Source organism: Phreatobacter sp., assembly GCF_052440005.1.
Classification (GTDB): Bacteria; Pseudomonadota; Alphaproteobacteria; order Rhizobiales; family Phreatobacteraceae; genus Phreatobacter.
Genome location: NZ_JBQVQL010000010.1, coordinates 1 through 15,303 on the forward strand (window position 1 = coordinate 1; position 15,303 = coordinate 15,303).

Here is a 15,303-nt window from a genome sequence, read left to right on the forward strand (position 1 = left end):
CCCCAGCCCCAGCCACGACGGCGCCAGCGCCGGCGGCGCCAGCCCCACTGCATTTCCTCGGGCGCCGCGGCGACCGGGGCGGCGGGAGGCATAGGCGCGAGAGCCTGCGCCGAGGCGGGTGCCGCGGCACCGGCGACCACGAGGACGGCCGCGGAGGCGGTCGCCGTGGCGAGCAGGGCGCGACGATCGAGAATGCGGGATGCGGAAGTCATCAGGCGTTTCTCCTCTCGTTAGGTCCGCCGGAGTTTGGGGTCCCGGCTTGAACCCAGGGTGAACCTGCCCGGCCGGCTGCCGTTCATGTTGGTGTCGGGGTCCGGCATAGGCGACTTGATTCCTGCGGCGGATCGCGTCCTCATCACGCCACCGCCATGGCCCCGCCCTTCCCTCCCCCTTTTCCCGATCACGGCCCGAAGGCTTCGCCCCGGCATCGCCGCGTCCTCCTTCTCGGCGGGACGGGGACGATCGGCCGCGCGACGGCCCTCGCGCTGGTCGCCCGCGGCCATGCCGTCGCCTGCCTCGTCCGTCCGGGTTCGGCCAAGGATGATGGGCTTTTCACCGAAACAGTCGTGGTCGAGGGTGACGTCACGGACCCGGCCGCCTTCGCAAGAGCTTCTGCGGCCGGAGGACCGTTCGACGCCGTCGTCTCCTGCCTCGCCTCGCGCACCGGGGTGCCGCGCGATGCCTGGGCGATCGATTTCCAGGCGCATAGGGACGTGCTGACGGCGGCCCGCGAGGCCGGCGTGGAACAGATGGTGCTGCTCTCCGCGATCTGCGTGCAGAAGCCTCTTCTCGCCTTCCAGAAGGCCAAGCTCGCTTTCGAGGAGGCCCTGATCGCTTCCGGTCTCATCTGGTCGATCGTGCGACCCACGGCCTTCTTCAAGTCGCTGTCGGGCCAGATCGCGCGGGTGCAGGCCGGCAGGCCCTACCTGATCTTCGGCGACGGCACGCTGACCGCCTGCAAGCCGATCAGCGACGCCGACCTCGGCGCCTTCATCGCCGACTGTCTCGACGATCCGCACCGGCAGAACCGCATCCTGCCCATTGGCGGCCCCGGGCCGGCGGTGACGCCGCGCCAGCAGGGCGAGGCTCTCTTCGCCCTCACGGGCCGCCCGCCGCGCTTCCGCCGCGTGCCGGTCGCCCTGCTCGACGGCATCATCGCCACTCTGAGCCTCGCCGGGCGGGTCCTGCCGGCGCTCGCCGACAAGGCGGAATTCGCGCGGATCGGGCGCTATTACGCGACCGAATCGATGCTGGTGCTCGATCCGGCGACCGGACGCTACGACGCGGAGGCGACGCCCTCCACCGGCACCGAAACGCTGTTTGACTATTACGCGCAGGTCCTTCGCGGCGAGGCGCGCGCCGAGCGGGGCGATCATGCGGTGTTCCGGTCAGCTGACGCCGGCGAGCGACCCTGATCCGGGTCAGGACCGCTTGCCGCGCGGCTTCGTCTCCGTCGCCAGGCTCTTGCGGAGCGCCGCGAAGAGATCCACCACGTTGTCGCCGCCGGCCGCCTCCTTGCCCTTCGCCGCCTTCGTCCGGGTCTTCTTCTTCGACTGGATGAGGCGGGCAAGCTCGGTCTGGACCGGGTCGGAAGCCATCTTGGGATTCCAGGGTCGTGTCCGCTCGCCGATGAGGTCGCGCGCGAGCTGGGTGGCCCTGGCGGGCGGCTCCCCGTCGTCGGGGATGTCACCGAAATAGGCGGCCTCGTCGCGCACCTCGTCGCCATAGCGCAGGGTCCACAGGACGATTCCCTTGTCGCGCGGCTGGAGCATGACGGCGCGCTCGCGGCGATAGAGCACGAGGCGGGCGATGCCCACGACCTTCGAGGCCTTCATCGCCTCGCGGATCACGGCGAAGGCCTCCTCCCCCACCTCGTCGTTCGGCACGAGGTAGTGCGGCTTGTCGAGATAGAGCCAGGAGATCGCGCCACGCGGCACGAAGGTATCGATGTCGATGGTGCGCGTGGTGTCGAGGGCGACGGCGTCGAGGTCATCGTCGTCGAGGATGATGAAGTCGTTCTCGCCCTGGGCATAGCCGCGGGCCTGATCGTCCTCGTCGACGACCTTGCCGGTTTCCGCGTCGACATAGCGGCTCTCGACCCGGTTGCCGGTCTCGCGGTTGATGGTGTGGAAGCGGATCTTCTCCGATTCAGACGTCGCAGGCGTCATCGCCACCGGGCAGGTGACGAGCGACAGCTTCAGATAGCCCTTCCAGTAGGTGCGTCCGGCCATGCGTTCTCCCCCGACGCGGGATAATGCCCGGCGGCGGCCTGAGGTTCCCTCGGCGGAACGAAAAGCCGGAAAAGGCGTTGCCTCCACCGTTCCGTCGTCCGCGCGGCTCGCAGGGAAAGAACAGGCCATGGCGTCACCGAGGGCCAACTGGAAGGGATCACTGGCGATCGGGGACCTCACCTGCCCCGTGGCGCTCTACACCGCCGCATCGACGGCCGAGCGCATCGCCTTCCACACGGTCAATGCCAAGACGGGCAACCGGGTGCGGCGCGAGTTCGTCGATCCCGCCACCGGCAAGCCGGTGGACCGCGACCAGCAGATCAAGGGCTATGCCCTCGACGACAGCCACATGGTGCTGCTGGAGCCGGAGGACATCGCCAAGGCGGTACCGGAAAGCGACAAGCGTCTGAAGGTCGAGGCCTTCATCGGCTGCGACGACATCGACACCGTGTTCTTCGACAAGCCCTACTATCTCGCGCCCGCCGGCGCGGTGGCGCAGGAGGCCTTCCTCGTCGTCCGCGACGCCATGCGCGAGGAAAAGGTGGCGGCTCTCGCCCGCACCGTCCTGTTCAAGCGGGTGCGGACGCTGATGATCCGCGCCCACGGCGAGGGGCTGATCGCGCATACGCTGAACTACGACTACGAGGTGCGGTCTGCCGCCTCCGCCTTCGAGGACGTGAAAGACATCAAGATCAAGAAGGACATGCTCGACCTCGCCCGCCATATCGTCGAGACGAAGGCCGGGACCTTCGACCCGAGCGCCTTCGACGACCGCTACGAGGCGGCGGTGGCCGAGATGGTCAAGGCCAAGCTCGCTGGCAAGCCGCTGAAGCGCCGCAAGAACCCGAAGCAGACGAAGGTCGTGGACCTCATGGAAGCCTTGCGGGCGAGCGCCGGCGTGATGAAGGAGGCGCCCGCCAAGGCCGCGAAGACGCCGGCCAAGGCTTCCGCGAAGACCTCGGCCAAGACCCCCGCGAAGACGTCGCGCAAGGCGGCCGGTGGCGGTTCCGCCAAGTCCCGCGGCAAGAAGGCGGCCTGACGCGCAGCCCCCCGCCCCGACAGGAACCTGTCCGGGGCCGGCACGTTGCCCCTCGCGCCCCCTCGAGCGGCGCCTGCGTGAGTAAAGCCATGGATCTCGTCTTCGCCGACCTCACCGCCCCCGGCATCACCCGCCAGCGCTGCGGCAAGGGCTTTTCCTACAGGGACGAGACGGGCAGTCGCTTGACGGACGCGGCAACGCTGCAGCGTGTCCGCGATCTGGTGATCCCGCCAGCGTGGCGGGACGTGTGGATCTGCCCCAACCCGGCCGGCCACGTCCAGGCCATCGGCCGGGACGAGAAGGGGCGCCGCCAGTACATCTACCACGCGGCCTTCCGCGCAGAGCGCGAGGCGGAGAAGTTCGAGAAGTTGATCACCTTCGCGCAGATCCTGCCGCGGCTGCGGCGCCGGGTCTCGGCCGACATGGCGCTTCCCGGGCTGGATCGCGACAAGGTGCTGGCGACCGTCGTCTATCTCCTCGACCGCACGCTCATCCGCATCGGCAACGAGACCTATGCGCGCGACAACGGCAGTTTCGGCCTCTCCACGCTGCGCAGCGGCCATGTGGCGGTGGCCGGCGCCACCATCCGCTTCACCTTCAAGGGCAAGAGCGGCAAGGAATGGCGCCTCGCCATCTTCGACAAGCGCGTCAGCCGGATCGTGCGCACCTGCCAGCATCTTCCCGGTCAGCACCTGTTCCAGTACCGCGACAAGGACGGCGAGCTGCGCGCCGTCTCCTCCGACGAGGTCAACGACTATCTGCGCCGCGCCGCCGGCAGCCCGGTGAGCGCCAAGGATTTCCGCACCTGGGCGGGCACGGTTCTGTGTGGGCTCGCCCTTTCCCTCGCTCCTCCCCCGCCCAACGAGCGGCAATTGCGCAAGCAGCTGGCGAGCGCGGTGCGGGCGGTGTCGCAGCGCCTCGGCAACACGCCGGCGGTGTGCCGCTCCTCCTACATCCACCCCGCGATTTTCTCAGCCCACACGGGCGGCCTCCTCACCCGCTATGCCCGCCGCATGTCCCACGCGACAGAGTATGACGCGAAGCTGACGCCGGCCGAGCGGGCGGTGCTGAAGATCCTCAACGAGACGCTGGAGCAGAAGCCGGCCGAGCCCGCTGCCCGGGAAATGACGGCCGAGGCCGCCTGAGGGCGAACGTCGTCGAGGGAACAGGCGAGGATGGGCCGACGTTGCATGAGGGCAAGGACGAGGTGTTGATCATGGACAACCGTGACAGACTGATCTTGGCTCTGGCCGCCCAGTTGCGAGCCGAGCGGGAGACGCGCCAGGCCTTCGCCGAGGCGGTGCGGTCAGGTCTCCAGCGCGAGGTCATGGTGGCCATGCTGGAGGACCCGATTCCCGCCATCACTCAGCTGGACCTGCTGGCCGCCGACGCAGTGGCCGCGGCGGCACCGGCCTATCACCGGGCGGCGTAATGCCGCGGGCGCAAGCAGCCGACCGGCTCGGCGCCTATCGGGAGAAGCGTGACTTCTCCAGGACCCGCGAACCCGACGGGCGCCTCGACGCGAAGGCGGCGAAGGCAACCGGCGGGAGCTTCGTCGTCCACAAGCACGCCGCGAGGCGGCTCCACTACGATCTGCGCCTCGAACACGAGGGCGTGCTGTGGAGCTGGGCGGTCACGCGTGGACCGAGCCTGGACCCCGACGACAAGCGCCTCGCGGTCCACGTCGAGGACCATCCTCTGAGCTATGGCGGCTTCGAGGGAACGATCCCCGCGGGGGAATATGGTGCCGGTTCGGTCATCGTCTGGGATCGGGGGACGTGGACCCCGGAAATCGACCCCGCCAAGGCCATGGCCAAGGGGCACATCGCCTTCACCCTGGACGGCGAGCGGCTGAAGGGCGGCTGGCACCTCGTCAGGCTCAAGCCGCGGAAGGGCGAGAGCCGCGACAACTGGCTGCTGATGAAGGTGAAGGACGAGGCGGCCGCCGACCGCGACATCCTCGCGGAAGAGCCCACCTCGCTCGTCTCCGGCCTGACGGTGGAGGAGGTGGCGGAGGGCAAGCCGGCGAAGAAGACGCCTGCAACCGCGGATAAAGCACCGTCGAAGGCTAGCACGAAGGCGGCCAGGACAGCCGGCAAGCGCCGGAGCGCGGCGCAGGCGCCGGCCTTCGTGCCGCCCTGCCTCGCCAGCCTCAAGGAGCATCCCGCCGAAGGCAAGGGCTGGGTCCACGAGGTGAAGTTCGACGGCTATCGCGTCCAGGCCGTGGTGGCGGGCGGCGAGGCGCGGCTCCTCACCCGCACCGGGCTCGACTGGACGGAGCGGTTCGGCAGCGAGGTCGCGGCCGCCTTCGCCGACCTCCCCTGCGAGAGCGCCGTCATCGATGGCGAGGTGGTGGTGCTGAACGATGCCGGCGTCTCCTCCTTCGCGGCGCTGCAAGCGGCGCTGTCCGAGGGACGGCGCGAGGGGATGGTCTACTACGCCTTCGACCTCCTGCATCTCGACGGGGAGGACCTCACCGGTGAACCTCTCGTCGCGCGCAAGGAACGGCTGGCGGCGCTGCTGGCAGGCGCGGACGCAGGGCGCATCCGATACAGCGAGGACTTCGCAGAGCCGGGAGAGGTCATGCTCGCCCATGCCTGCCGGATGGGGCTGGAAGGGGTCATCTCGAAGCGGCTCGACGCGCCCTATCACAGTGGCCGTCGAGGCGACTGGATCAAGGCCAAATGCACCCGCTCGCAGGAGTTCGTGATCGTAGGCTACGTGCCGTCCAAGGCCCATGCCGGCCGCATCGGCTCGCTCGTCGTCGGCTATCAGGAGGACGGCGTCCTGAAGCACGCGGGCCGGGTGGGAACCGGCTATACCGGAACCCTGGCAACCGCCCTGAAGCGCCGCCTCGACGGGATCCGTGCCGAGCGCGCCCCTTTCTCCGGCAAGGACGGCCGCCAGAAGGACGTGGTCTGGGTGGAACCGGCGCTCGCCTGCGAGGTGGAATACCGCACCTGGACGGCGGACGGCCTCCTGCGACAGGCGGCCTTCAAGGGGCTGCGCGAAGACAAGCCCGCCGGCGAGATCGTGCGCGAGGATGCGCCTGTCGCCGATCCGGTGCCGACGAAGGCGCCGAAGCGGGCGAAGAAGGCCCCCGCGGCCGCGGCGCCCGCGACCTCGGTGGTGCTGTCGAATGCCGACAAGGTGCTCTGGCCGGACCCGGGCCTGACCAAGGAAGGCCTGCTCGCGCATTACGGCGCAGTGTGGAAGCGCATGGAGCCGCTGGTGGTGCGCCGGCCTTTGAGCCTCGTGCGCGCCCCGGACGGCATCGCCCGCCACTCCTTCTTCCAGAAACACGCCTCGCCGGGCATGGGCAAGGCGATCCGCACGGTGAAGCCGAAGGGCGAGAGCGACGCGTTGCTCTATGTGGAGGATTTCGACGGCATCGCCGCGCTGGTGCAGATGGGCGTGGTGGAGATCCACGTCTGGGGCTCGACCATCGACGACCTGGAACGGCCCGATCAGGTGATCTTCGACCTCGACCCGGGCGACGGCGTCGGCCTCGACGCGGTGCGCGAGGGGGCGATCGCGGTTGGCGAGCGCCTGAAGGGGATCGGCCTTGACAGCTTCGTCAAGCTCTCCGGCGGCAAGGGCTTCCACGTCACCGTGCCGCTGACCCCCGGCGCCGACTGGGCCGCCGTCAAGGGCTTCGCCCACGATTTCGCCCGCGCCATGGCCGCGACGGAGCCGGGGCGCTACACCGCGACCCTCGCCAAGAAGGCGCGGCGCGGCAAGATCTTCATCGACTACCTGCGCAACGGGCGCGGAGCGACGGCGGTCGCCGCCTATTCCACCCGCGCCCGTCCCGGCGCGCCCTTCTCCGTGCCGGCGACCTGGAAGGACGTGGAGGGCGGCATGGAGCCCAACGCCTTCAAGGTGGGGGACGCTCTGCCCGCCCGCGACCCCTGGGCGGGCTTCCGTGCTGCGGCGCAGCCGCTGGCGGAACGGTGAGGACGCGCGCGCGCCGCACCGCCATGATGACCCGCTGGCGCTGGCTCCTCACGCTCTTTGCCCGCAAGCTCTGGATCCGCGTCAGCGTGATGGCGCTGATCGGCGTCGCGACCGCCGCGGCAGGGATCGTCTTTGCGCCCTATGTTCCCGACGCCTGGACGATCAAGATCGGCGCCCAGGCCATCGACGGCATCCTCAACGTCCTCGCCTCCAGCATGCTGGCGGTGACCGTCTTTTCCATGACCACGATGGTCTCCGCCTATGGCGCGGCGACGAGCAACGTGACGCCGCGCGCGACCCGCCTGTTGATGGAGGACAATACCAGCCAGAACGTGCTCGGCACGTTCATCGGCTCGTTCCTGTTCAGCCTGGTCGGCATCATCGCGCTCAGCACCGGCCTCTACGGCTCCGAGGGGCGCGCCATCCTGCTTGTGGTCACCATCGGGCTGATCGCGCTCATCGCCGTCACGATCCTGCGCTGGATCGACTATCTCGCGCGCTTCGGGCGGCTTGGCGAGACCATCGCCCGGGTCGAGGACGCGACATGGGAGGCGCTCGAAAGGCGGCGCGCTCATCCCCATCTCGGCGGCAGGCCGATGCGGGGCCCGCCCCCCTCAGACGCACGTCCGATCTTCGCCACCGCCATCGGCTACGTCCAGCACGTCGACATGGCCGCGCTCCAGGAGCGGGCCGCGGAGGGCGGCTTCACGGTCTTCGTGACGGCGCCACCCGGCATCTTCGCGGATCCCGCCCGCGCGGTGGCGATGATCGCGGGCGAGGTGGACGACGAGGAGGCTCGTTCCGTTGCAGAGGCCTTCACGATCGGGTCCGAACGCACTTTCGACCAGGACCCGCGCTTCGGCCTGTGCGTGCTGTCGGAAATCGCGTCCCGCGCCCTGTCACCCGCGGTGAACGATCCGGGCACGGCCATCGACGTGATCGGCCGGGCCGTGCGGCTGCTGGTGCGATGGAACCGCTGTGACGGCCCGGCCGACGACGCGGAGATCGCCTGCGAGAACGTCCGTGTTCCCGCCCTCTCGGTCGGCGACATGCTCGACGACGTCTTCTCTCCGATCGCCCGCGACGGCGCCGGCATCCTGGAGGTGCAACTGCGCCTGCAGAAGGCTCTCCTGAGCCTCGCCGTCGCCGATGAGGCCGTGTTCGCCGCCGCCGCCCGACGCCATTCCACCATCGCGCTGCGCCGCTCCGAGGCGGCGTTCGCCCTCGAGGATGAGCAGCAGGCGGTCGCCGCCGTCGCCGCCGGAATCCGCGCCGTCAGGACGGACGGCTGACGCTCGCGAGCCTTTGCAGCGGCTCGAGCAGAGAGTCGTACTCTGCACTGCCAAGGTGGCTCCGAACGCGCTCGATATGGGCCTGCGCCGCCGCGTGCAGGTCTGCGAGAAGCGCATTTCCCTGCGGGGTCAACGTCAAAGCGACCGACCGCCGGTCGCGCGCCGACGGCGTGCGCAGGACGAGGCCGCGGGCCTCCATCCGGCGGATCAGGGGCACGAAGTTGGTCTTCTGGATACCGAGGGTTTCGGCCACCTGCGACTGTCCCGCGCCCGGGTTGCGGTCGATGACGGTGAGGACCGCATAGTCCGCCGGCGAGACGTCGTGCTCGGCGAGGCTCGGGAGGATGTCGGCGAAGACGGCGAGCTGGGCCCGGCGCAGGAGATAACCGACATGGCTGTCGAGAGGACCCAGATCCAGCGCCATCATCACCTCGGGAAACTGCGTCACCGCGTGCCGATCGGTAAAGGCCCTGCCCCATTGACACAAGCGCGGCGGCGGAAAATAGTTATTGCCAATAACCAAAAACGGTTCCGTGGGAGCGGCGCTCTTGTCAGTCCAGTCACCTACTGCGGGCCTCTCGGTCCATGTGGACGGCGCCGTGGCCGTCATCCGGCTGTCGCGCCCGGCCAAGCGCAATGCGCTCAACGAGGCCATGGTGGCGGGCCTGTCGAAGGCCGTCACCGGCTTTCCGCCCGCCATCCGGGCGGTGGTCATCCACGGCGAGGGCGACCATTTCTGCGCCGGGCTCGACCTCGGCGAGGTGGACGGCGAACCGGACCTCGCCGCTGCCATCCAGCACTCCCTCGGGTGGCACCGCTCCTTCCAGGACCTCCAGTACGGCCGCGTGCCGGTCTTCTCGGTGCTGCACGGCGCCGTCGTGGGCGGCGGCTTCGAGCTCGCCGCCGCCACCCATGTGCGCATCGCCGAACGCTCCGCCTTTTTCGCCCTGCCCGAGGGGCAGCGCGGCATCTTCCTCGGCGGCGGCGGATCGGTCCGCATTCCCCGGCTGATCGGCACGCCGCTCGTGCAGGACATGATGCTCACCGGGCGCACCCTCTCCGCCGAGGAGGCCCGGGCGGCGGGAGCCTGCCAGTATCTCGTCGATGACGGTGCGGGCCTGCCGCTCGCCATGGAGCTCGCGCGCAAGGCCGCTGGGATCGCCGACATGACGCGGTTCGCGGTGATCCATGCCCTGCCCCGCATCGCGGAGGCCGACCCTCATATCGGCTACCTCACCGAGGCGCTGATGGCCTCGACCGCGCAGACCATGCCCGAGGCCAAGGAGCGCGTGCGCGACTTCCTGGCCAAGAAGGCGGCCAAGGTCACCCGGCCCGGCTGACCGACCGGGGCCGGCCCGCCTGCCCGGTCCAGTGCATTCCCATAAACCGTCGCCTCATCCCGCCGCTATCGGCACCCCCGGAGGCCCCCGATGTCGCGTGTCGCCCCTCGCCCGATGCAAGCCGCGGACAGCCATGGCTGGCACCGGCTCGGCACCCTCGATCCCCTGGTCGAGGACCGGGCGGATGGCGCGCGTCTCGTCACCGTGCGGCAGGGGCTCGGCCCCTATCCGCGTGCCCTCACGGACCGGCTTGTGCACTGGGCGGCGGCGGCACCCGACCGCACCTTCCTCGCAGAGCGCGGACCGGACGGCGCCTGGCGGCAGCTGACCTATGCCGAGGCGCTCGGCCAGGTCCGCAGCCTCGCGGCGGGGCTGCTGCACCACGACCTCTCCGCCGAGCGGCCGGTCGCCATCCTCTCCGGCAACAGCATCGACCACGCGCTGGTCGCCCTCGCGGCGATGATGATCGGCGTGCCTTATGCGCCGATCTCGCCGCCCTACAGCCTGGTGGCGCGGGACTTCGGCAAGCTGTCGTACTGCATCGACCTGCTCACGCCGGGCCTCGTCTTCGTCGCCGATGCCCGGCCGTTCCGGGCGGCGCTCGCGGCCGTGGCCGGCGAGGGCCGCGTGATGGTCGCGGCGCGCGGCGCGGAGGCGGTGGGCGCGGTGCCGCTTACGGCGCTGGCGGGCGATGCGGCGGACCCTGCTGTCGACGCGGCCCATGCGGCGGTCGGCCCCGACACCATCGCCAAATTCCTCCTCACCTCCGGCTCGACCGGCGAGCCGAAGGCCGTCATCAACACCCAGCGCATGCTGATGGCCAACCAGGTGATGCTGGAGCAGTGCTTTCCCTTTCTCGCGGAGACGCCGCCGGTCTTCGTCGACTGGCTGCCGTGGAACCACACCTTCGGCTCGAACCACAATTTCGGCATGGTGCTGACCCACGGCGGCACGCTCCATCTCGACGAGGGCAAGCCGGTGGCGGCGGGCATCCTGCCGACGGTGCGCAACCTCAGGGAGATCGCGCCGACCGCCTATTTCAACGTGCCGAAGGGCTACGAGGCCCTGCTGCCGCACCTCCAGGCTGACCCGGCCTTCGCCCGTCACTTCTTCAGCCGCCTCGAAATGCTGTTCTATGCCGGCGCAGGCCTCGCCCAGCCGGTCTGGGACGGCTACCGCGCCCTCGCCCGCGAGGCCGTCGGCCGCGACGTGCCCTTCGTCACCGGTCTCGGCGCCACCGAGACCGCACCTTCCGCCATCATGAACCTGCGCACCACCGGACAGGCGGGCGCCATCGGCCTGCCGATGGTCGGGGTGACGCTGAAGCTCGTCCCGGCGGGTGCGAAGCTCGAGGCCCGCGTCAAGGCCGAGACGGTGACGCCGGGCTACTGGCGACGGCCGGACCTCACCGCCAAGGTCTTCGACGAGGAAGGCTACTACTGCTTCGGCGACGCGGTGGCCTATGCCGATCCGGCAGACCTGTCCAAAGGGTTCCTGTTCGACGGTCGCCTGTCGGAGGATTTCAAGCTCGCGACCGGCACCTGGGTCAGCGTCGGTCCGCTCCGCCACGTCCTCAACTCGGCCCTCGACCCGCTGATCCGCGACACCGTCATCACCGGCCACGACCGCGACGAGGTCGGCGTACTGCTGGTGCCGGACCGAGAGGCCTGCGCCGCCTTCGCAGGCCTGAAGGCCGGGGATCCGGGCCTCCTGACCCACGGGCAACTGGTGGCCGAGGTCACGCGGCGCCTCGCGGACCTCGCGAAGGAGGCCACCGGCTCGTCGAACCGCGTCGTGCGGGCCATGATCCTCGACGATCCGCCCTCGCTCGAACATGGCGAGCTCACCGACAAGGGCTCCATCAACCAGCGCGCCGTGCTCGCGCGGCGGGCGGGGCTCGTCGGCGCGCTCCATGCCCCGGCGCCGCCGCCCGGCGTCATCGCCCTCGATATCCGTGCAGGAGAGGCCCCATGAAGGTCGACGACCTCATCGCCATCGACATCCACACCCATGCCGAAGTCTCGTGCCGGCAGGAGCCCGATCCCTATTGGGCGCCCTACGAGGAGGCGGCGGGCAAGTATTTCAAGGTCGGAAAGCGGCCGACCATCGCCGAGACCATCGCGCATTACCGGGCGCAGAAGATCGGCCTCGTCATGTTCACGGTGGACACCGAGACGCAGATCGGCAACCGGCGCATCCCGAACGACGAGATTGCCGACGCGGCGCGCGACAATGCCGACATGATGATCGCCTTCGCCTCCATCGACCCCCACAAGGGCCGGCTTGGCGCGCGAGAGGCGGAGGACCTGATCAAGGGTGGCGTGGTCAAGGGCTTCAAGTTCCACCCGACCTGCCAGGGCTTCTATCCGAACGACCGGATGGCCTACCAGCTCTACGAGGTCATCGCCCACCACAAGATGCCCGCCATCTTCCACACCGGCCATTCCGGCATCGGCACGGGCATGCGCGGCGGCGGCGGCATGCGGCTCAAGTATTCCCAGCCGATCCACGTGGACGACGTCGCGGTGGACTTCCCCGACATGACCATCGTGCTGGCGCACCCGTCCTGGCCCTGGACCGACGAGGCGCTGTCCATGGCCCTGCACAAGCCCAACGTCTACATCGACCTGTCGGGGTGGATGCCGAAATACTTCCCGCCACAGATCGTCCAGTATGCGAATGCGCAGTTGCGCACCAAGATGCTGTTCGGGTCGGATTTTCCCCTGATCGCGCCGGAGCGCTGGCTCGCCCAGTTCGCCGAGGTGGGATTCAAGCCGGAGGTCCACGACCTGATCATGAAGAAGAATGCCATGCGGGTGCTCGGCCTCGGCAGTTGAGACCCGGCCCCGCAGGAGGACATGCCAAGACCCGTGCGGTCGACCGGCCAGGAGAAGCCGGCGCCACCGCCACCACCAGAGGGAGGAACCCATGACGTCCATGAACCGCCGCCGCATGCTCGGCCTGTCGGCCGCAGCCCTGACCGCATCCACCCTGCCCGCCCCCGCCCAGCTGGTGCGCGGCAACGGGCGCATCCTCGTCGGCTTTCCCGCCGGGGGGCCGACCGACACGCTGGCCCGGCGCCTCGCCGAGAGCCTGAAGGGCTCGGTCGCCGACAGTTTCGTGGTCGAGAACCGGCCCGGCGCCGCCGCCAAGATCGCCATCCAGGCGCTGATGGAGGCGCCGGCCGACGGCCGCACCATCCTCGTCAGCCCGGACGCGATGTTCACGATCTATCCGAGCGTCTACAAGAAGCTCGCCTACAACGCCGCGACCGACGTGACGCCGGTGACGCCGGCGACCTATGCGGTCTTCGCCCTCGCCGTCGGCTCGATGGTTCCGGCCGAGGTGAAGGACGTCGCCGGCTTCGTCGCCTGGGCCAAGGCCAATCCGACGCGGGCGGCTTTTGGATCGCCTGCCGCAGGCTCGACGCCGCACTTCCTCGGCGAGTTGCTAATCGCCGCCGCCGGCGTGCAGCTGCGCCACGTGCCCTATCGCGGCTCGACGCCGGCGATCCAGGACCTCCTCGGCGGCCATGTCGCCGCCACCATCACGCCGATCGGCGACTACGTGCCACACGCCGCCTCCGGCGCCCTCAGGGTCATCGGCGTCTCGGACCGCGAGCGTTCGGCCTTCCTGCCGAACGTGCCGACCTTCGCCGAGCAGGGATTTGCGCAGGTGGTGGGACGCGACACGTTCGGCTGTTTCATGCCCAGGGGCACCGCTCCGGAGCTCGCCGCGCAGATCGCCGGCTTCGTCGCAGAGGCGGTGAAGGTGGCGGCCACCCGCGACACGCTCAGGGCGGTGGGACAGGAGCCCTTCACCATGTCGCCGCCGGACTATGCCGCCTATCTCGACCGGGCCCGCAAGACCTGGGAGCCGATCGTCAAGGCCTCCGGCTTCTCGCTGGAGGAGTGAGCGCTTTCCGCGGCGGGCCGGACCACCGTCCCGCCCGCCGCATATCACATCCGACGGCCGCGTATTGTCCACGCATGTCGTCCATTCGCTGAGGCCATGCCGGAAGGCGCAAGCCAGGCGCTAGTCTCGTCCGACGGGGACAACCCCGCGATCCGCATCACAATCACAATCGCGGACGAATGGAGGAACGAGATGAAACGCAGAACATTCATGGCGGGAAGTGCGGCGGGCGTCGCCGGCGCCGCGGTCGCGGCCCCGGCCATTGCCCAGACCATGCCGGAGGTCAGCTGGCGCTGCGCCTCCTCCTTCCCGAAATCGCTGGACGCGCTCTACGGTCCGCTCGACACGATGACCAAGCAGATCGCGGAAGCGACCGATGGGCGCTTCAAGATCCAGTGCTTCGCGGCGGGCGAGATCGTCGGCGCCTTCCAGACGCTCGACGCCGTCTCGGCCGGCACGATCGAGATGTGCCAGTCGCCGGGCTACTACTTCGTCGGCAAGGATCCGGTCCTCGCGCTGATGGCCGACATCCCCTTCATCATGAACGTGCGGCAGCGCAACGCCTGGCTCTACCAGGGCGGCGGGCAGCAGCTCATCAACGACTACGTCAAGAAGTACAACGTCCACACGGTGCCGGGCGGCAATACCGGCACCCAGATGGGCGGCTGGTTCCGGAGGGAAGTCCGCACCCTCGAGGACCTGAAGGGCCTCAAGTTCCGCATCGCCGGCCTCGCCGGACAGGTGGTGGCCAAGCTCGGCGTCGTGCCGCAGCAGATCCCCGGCGGCGACACCTATTCCTCGCTGGAACGCGGCGTCATCGACGCGGCGGAGTGGGTCGGCCCCTATGACGACGAGAAACTCGCCTTCGTCCGGGTCGCTCCCTACTACTACTATCCCGGCTTCTGGGAAGGGGCGCCGACGGTCCACTACTGGATCGGCACCGACAAGTGGAACGCGCTGCCAAAGTCCTACCAGCAGATCTTCAACAACGCGGCGGCCGCCAACAATCTGGACATGACGGCCATCTACGACGCCCGCAACCCGGCAGCCCTCCGCCGGCTCGTGGCGGCGGGTGCGCAGCTGCGCGCCTTCAGCCCCGAGATTCTCGACGCGGCCTACAAGGCGGCGAACGAGATCTATGACGACCTGTCGAAGGGCAATGCCGACTTCAAGCGGATCTACGAGCACATGCGCGCGTTCCGCAACGAAGAGTACCTGTGGTGGCAGGTGGCGGAATATTCCTTCGACACCATGATGCTGCGCCTGCGGCAGCGCGGCTGATACATCGAGGATGCGCCGGCATGGCCGGCGCATCCGCCCTCTTCCGGATCAGCGCTCGCTTTCAGGCGCCGGCCGGCGGTTGGCCGGATTGTCCTTGTACTCGTCCACCTGGACGCCCTTGCCGTCGAGGCTCTGTCCCGGCCGGCGCTGGGCCTTGTCGCGATTGCTGAGGATGTCGTCCTTCCTCACCTTCTCGTCTTCGAGCTCCGTCATCGCCCCGGTCCCGCTGCTCTGTCCTCCGGCCATTC

At 69.4% G+C, this 15,303-nt stretch carries 14 protein-coding genes and 1 pseudogene; 11 read left to right on the forward strand and 4 right to left on the reverse strand.

Annotated features, from left to right (window positions below; all coding sequences use genetic code 11):
* Positions 1-212 (reverse strand): annotated as a pseudogene (locus tag ACT6XY_RS04110) (hypothetical protein); the annotation flags it as partial.
* 156 nt (positions 213-368) lie between these two features.
* Between ACT6XY_RS04110 and ACT6XY_RS04115 the strand changes: the two are divergent.
* The gene (locus ACT6XY_RS04115; protein ID WP_444747061.1) at positions 369-1,415 is read left to right on the forward strand and encodes an NAD(P)H-binding protein; all 1,047 of its coding nucleotides are present in this window, start codon (positions 369-371) and stop codon (positions 1,413-1,415) included.
* Between the two features lie 6 nt (positions 1,416-1,421).
* Here the strand turns inward: ACT6XY_RS04115 and ku (ACT6XY_RS04120) are convergent, their stop codons facing one another.
* A complete protein-coding gene (gene ku, locus ACT6XY_RS04120) occupies positions 1,422-2,231 on the reverse strand; it encodes a non-homologous end joining protein Ku (protein ID WP_444747062.1) in 810 nt (269 codons plus the stop codon).
* 127 nt (positions 2,232-2,358) lie between these two features.
* Here ku (ACT6XY_RS04120) and ku (ACT6XY_RS04125) point away from each other — a divergent pair, with 127 nt between their 5' ends.
* From ku (ACT6XY_RS04125) to ACT6XY_RS04145, 5 genes are all read left to right on the forward strand, one after another.
* Positions 2,359-3,270, forward strand: a complete 912-nt coding sequence (gene ku / locus ACT6XY_RS04125; RefSeq protein WP_444747063.1) for a non-homologous end joining protein Ku — start codon at positions 2,359-2,361, stop codon at positions 3,268-3,270.
* An 89-nt stretch (positions 3,271-3,359) separates the two neighbouring features.
* Entirely contained in the window at positions 3,360-4,415 is a 1,056-nt protein-coding gene (locus tag ACT6XY_RS04130) for a DNA topoisomerase IB (RefSeq protein WP_444747064.1), read from the forward strand.
* A gap of 41 nt (positions 4,416-4,456) precedes the next feature.
* A complete protein-coding gene (locus ACT6XY_RS04135; RefSeq protein ID WP_444747065.1) occupies positions 4,457-4,702 on the forward strand; it encodes a hypothetical protein in 246 nt (81 codons plus the stop codon).
* Positions 4,702-7,227 carry a DNA ligase D gene (ligD, locus tag ACT6XY_RS04140; RefSeq protein WP_444747066.1) on the forward strand — a complete coding sequence of 842 codons (2,526 nt, stop codon included), beginning with the start codon at positions 4,702-4,704 and terminating at the stop codon, positions 7,225-7,227. Before ACT6XY_RS04135 ends, ligD begins: the two co-directional genes overlap by 1 nt.
* Positions 7,224-8,519, forward strand: coding sequence for a DUF2254 domain-containing protein (locus ACT6XY_RS04145; RefSeq protein WP_444747067.1), 1,296 nt, complete (start codon positions 7,224-7,226; stop codon positions 8,517-8,519). Before ligD ends, ACT6XY_RS04145 begins: the two co-directional genes overlap by 4 nt.
* On the opposite strand, the gene ACT6XY_RS04150 is transcribed toward ACT6XY_RS04145, so the two are convergent.
* A complete protein-coding gene (locus tag ACT6XY_RS04150; protein WP_444747068.1) occupies positions 8,503-8,967 on the reverse strand; it encodes a MarR family winged helix-turn-helix transcriptional regulator in 465 nt (154 codons plus the stop codon). The two genes, ACT6XY_RS04145 and ACT6XY_RS04150, sit on opposite strands and share 17 nt — an antisense overlap.
* Positions 8,968-9,067: 100 nt before the next feature.
* Between ACT6XY_RS04150 and ACT6XY_RS04155 the strand changes: the two genes are divergently transcribed.
* The 5 genes from ACT6XY_RS04155 (at position 9,068) to ACT6XY_RS04175 (ending at position 15,055) form a co-directional block, all read left to right on the forward strand.
* Entirely contained in the window at positions 9,068-9,859 is a 792-nt protein-coding gene (locus tag ACT6XY_RS04155; RefSeq protein ID WP_444747069.1) for a crotonase/enoyl-CoA hydratase family protein, read from the forward strand.
* 90 nt (positions 9,860-9,949) lie between these two features.
* On the forward strand, positions 9,950-11,833 hold the full coding sequence (locus ACT6XY_RS04160; RefSeq protein ID WP_444747070.1) for a feruloyl-CoA synthase: 1,884 nt from the start codon (positions 9,950-9,952) through the stop codon (positions 11,831-11,833).
* Positions 11,830-12,696, forward strand: a complete 867-nt coding sequence (locus tag ACT6XY_RS04165) for an amidohydrolase family protein (protein ID WP_444747071.1) — start codon at positions 11,830-11,832, stop codon at positions 12,694-12,696. The genes ACT6XY_RS04160 and ACT6XY_RS04165 overlap by 4 nt, the downstream gene beginning before the upstream one ends.
* 91 nt (positions 12,697-12,787) lie before the next feature.
* Positions 12,788-13,774: a tripartite tricarboxylate transporter substrate-binding protein gene (locus ACT6XY_RS04170; RefSeq protein WP_444747072.1), complete on the forward strand. Its 987-nt coding sequence runs from the start codon at positions 12,788-12,790 to the stop codon at positions 13,772-13,774.
* Between the two features lie 192 nt (positions 13,775-13,966).
* Complete coding sequence (locus ACT6XY_RS04175; protein ID WP_444747073.1) at positions 13,967-15,055, forward strand: TRAP transporter substrate-binding protein; 1,089 nt, start codon at positions 13,967-13,969, stop codon at positions 15,053-15,055.
* 48 nt (positions 15,056-15,103) lie between these two features.
* On the opposite strand, the gene ACT6XY_RS04180 is transcribed toward ACT6XY_RS04175, so the two are convergent.
* Positions 15,104-15,268: a hypothetical protein gene (locus ACT6XY_RS04180; RefSeq protein ID WP_444747074.1), complete on the reverse strand. Its 165-nt coding sequence runs from the start codon at positions 15,266-15,268 to the stop codon at positions 15,104-15,106.
* Positions 15,269-15,303: the final 35 nt, after the last annotated feature.

What these genes read in the sequence shown, in the direction of transcription:
- ACT6XY_RS04160 (WP_444747070.1), top strand. Translation starts at nt 9,950, where the DNA reads ATGTCGCGTGTCGCCCCTCGCCCGATGCAAGCCGCGGACAGCCATGGC.
- ACT6XY_RS04115 (WP_444747061.1), top strand. Translation starts at nt 369, where the DNA reads ATGGCCCCGCCCTTCCCTCCCCCTTTTCCCGATCACGGCCCGAAGGCT.
- ku (WP_444747063.1), top strand. Translation starts at nt 2,359, where the DNA reads ATGGCGTCACCGAGGGCCAACTGGAAGGGATCACTGGCGATCGGGGAC.
- ligD (WP_444747066.1), top strand. Translation starts at nt 4,702, where the DNA reads ATGCCGCGGGCGCAAGCAGCCGACCGGCTCGGCGCCTATCGGGAGAAG.
- ACT6XY_RS04180 (WP_444747074.1), bottom strand. Translation starts at nt 15,268, where the DNA reads ATGACGGAGCTCGAAGACGAGAAGGTGAGGAAGGACGACATCCTCAGC.
- ACT6XY_RS04170 (WP_444747072.1), top strand. Translation starts at nt 12,788, where the DNA reads ATGACGTCCATGAACCGCCGCCGCATGCTCGGCCTGTCGGCCGCAGCC.
- ACT6XY_RS04130 (WP_444747064.1), top strand. Translation starts at nt 3,360, where the DNA reads ATGGATCTCGTCTTCGCCGACCTCACCGCCCCCGGCATCACCCGCCAG.
- ACT6XY_RS04175 (WP_444747073.1), top strand. Translation starts at nt 13,967, where the DNA reads ATGAAACGCAGAACATTCATGGCGGGAAGTGCGGCGGGCGTCGCCGGC.
- ku (WP_444747062.1), bottom strand. Translation starts at nt 2,231, where the DNA reads ATGGCCGGACGCACCTACTGGAAGGGCTATCTGAAGCTGTCGCTCGTC.
- ACT6XY_RS04165 (WP_444747071.1), top strand. Translation starts at nt 11,830, where the DNA reads ATGAAGGTCGACGACCTCATCGCCATCGACATCCACACCCATGCCGAA.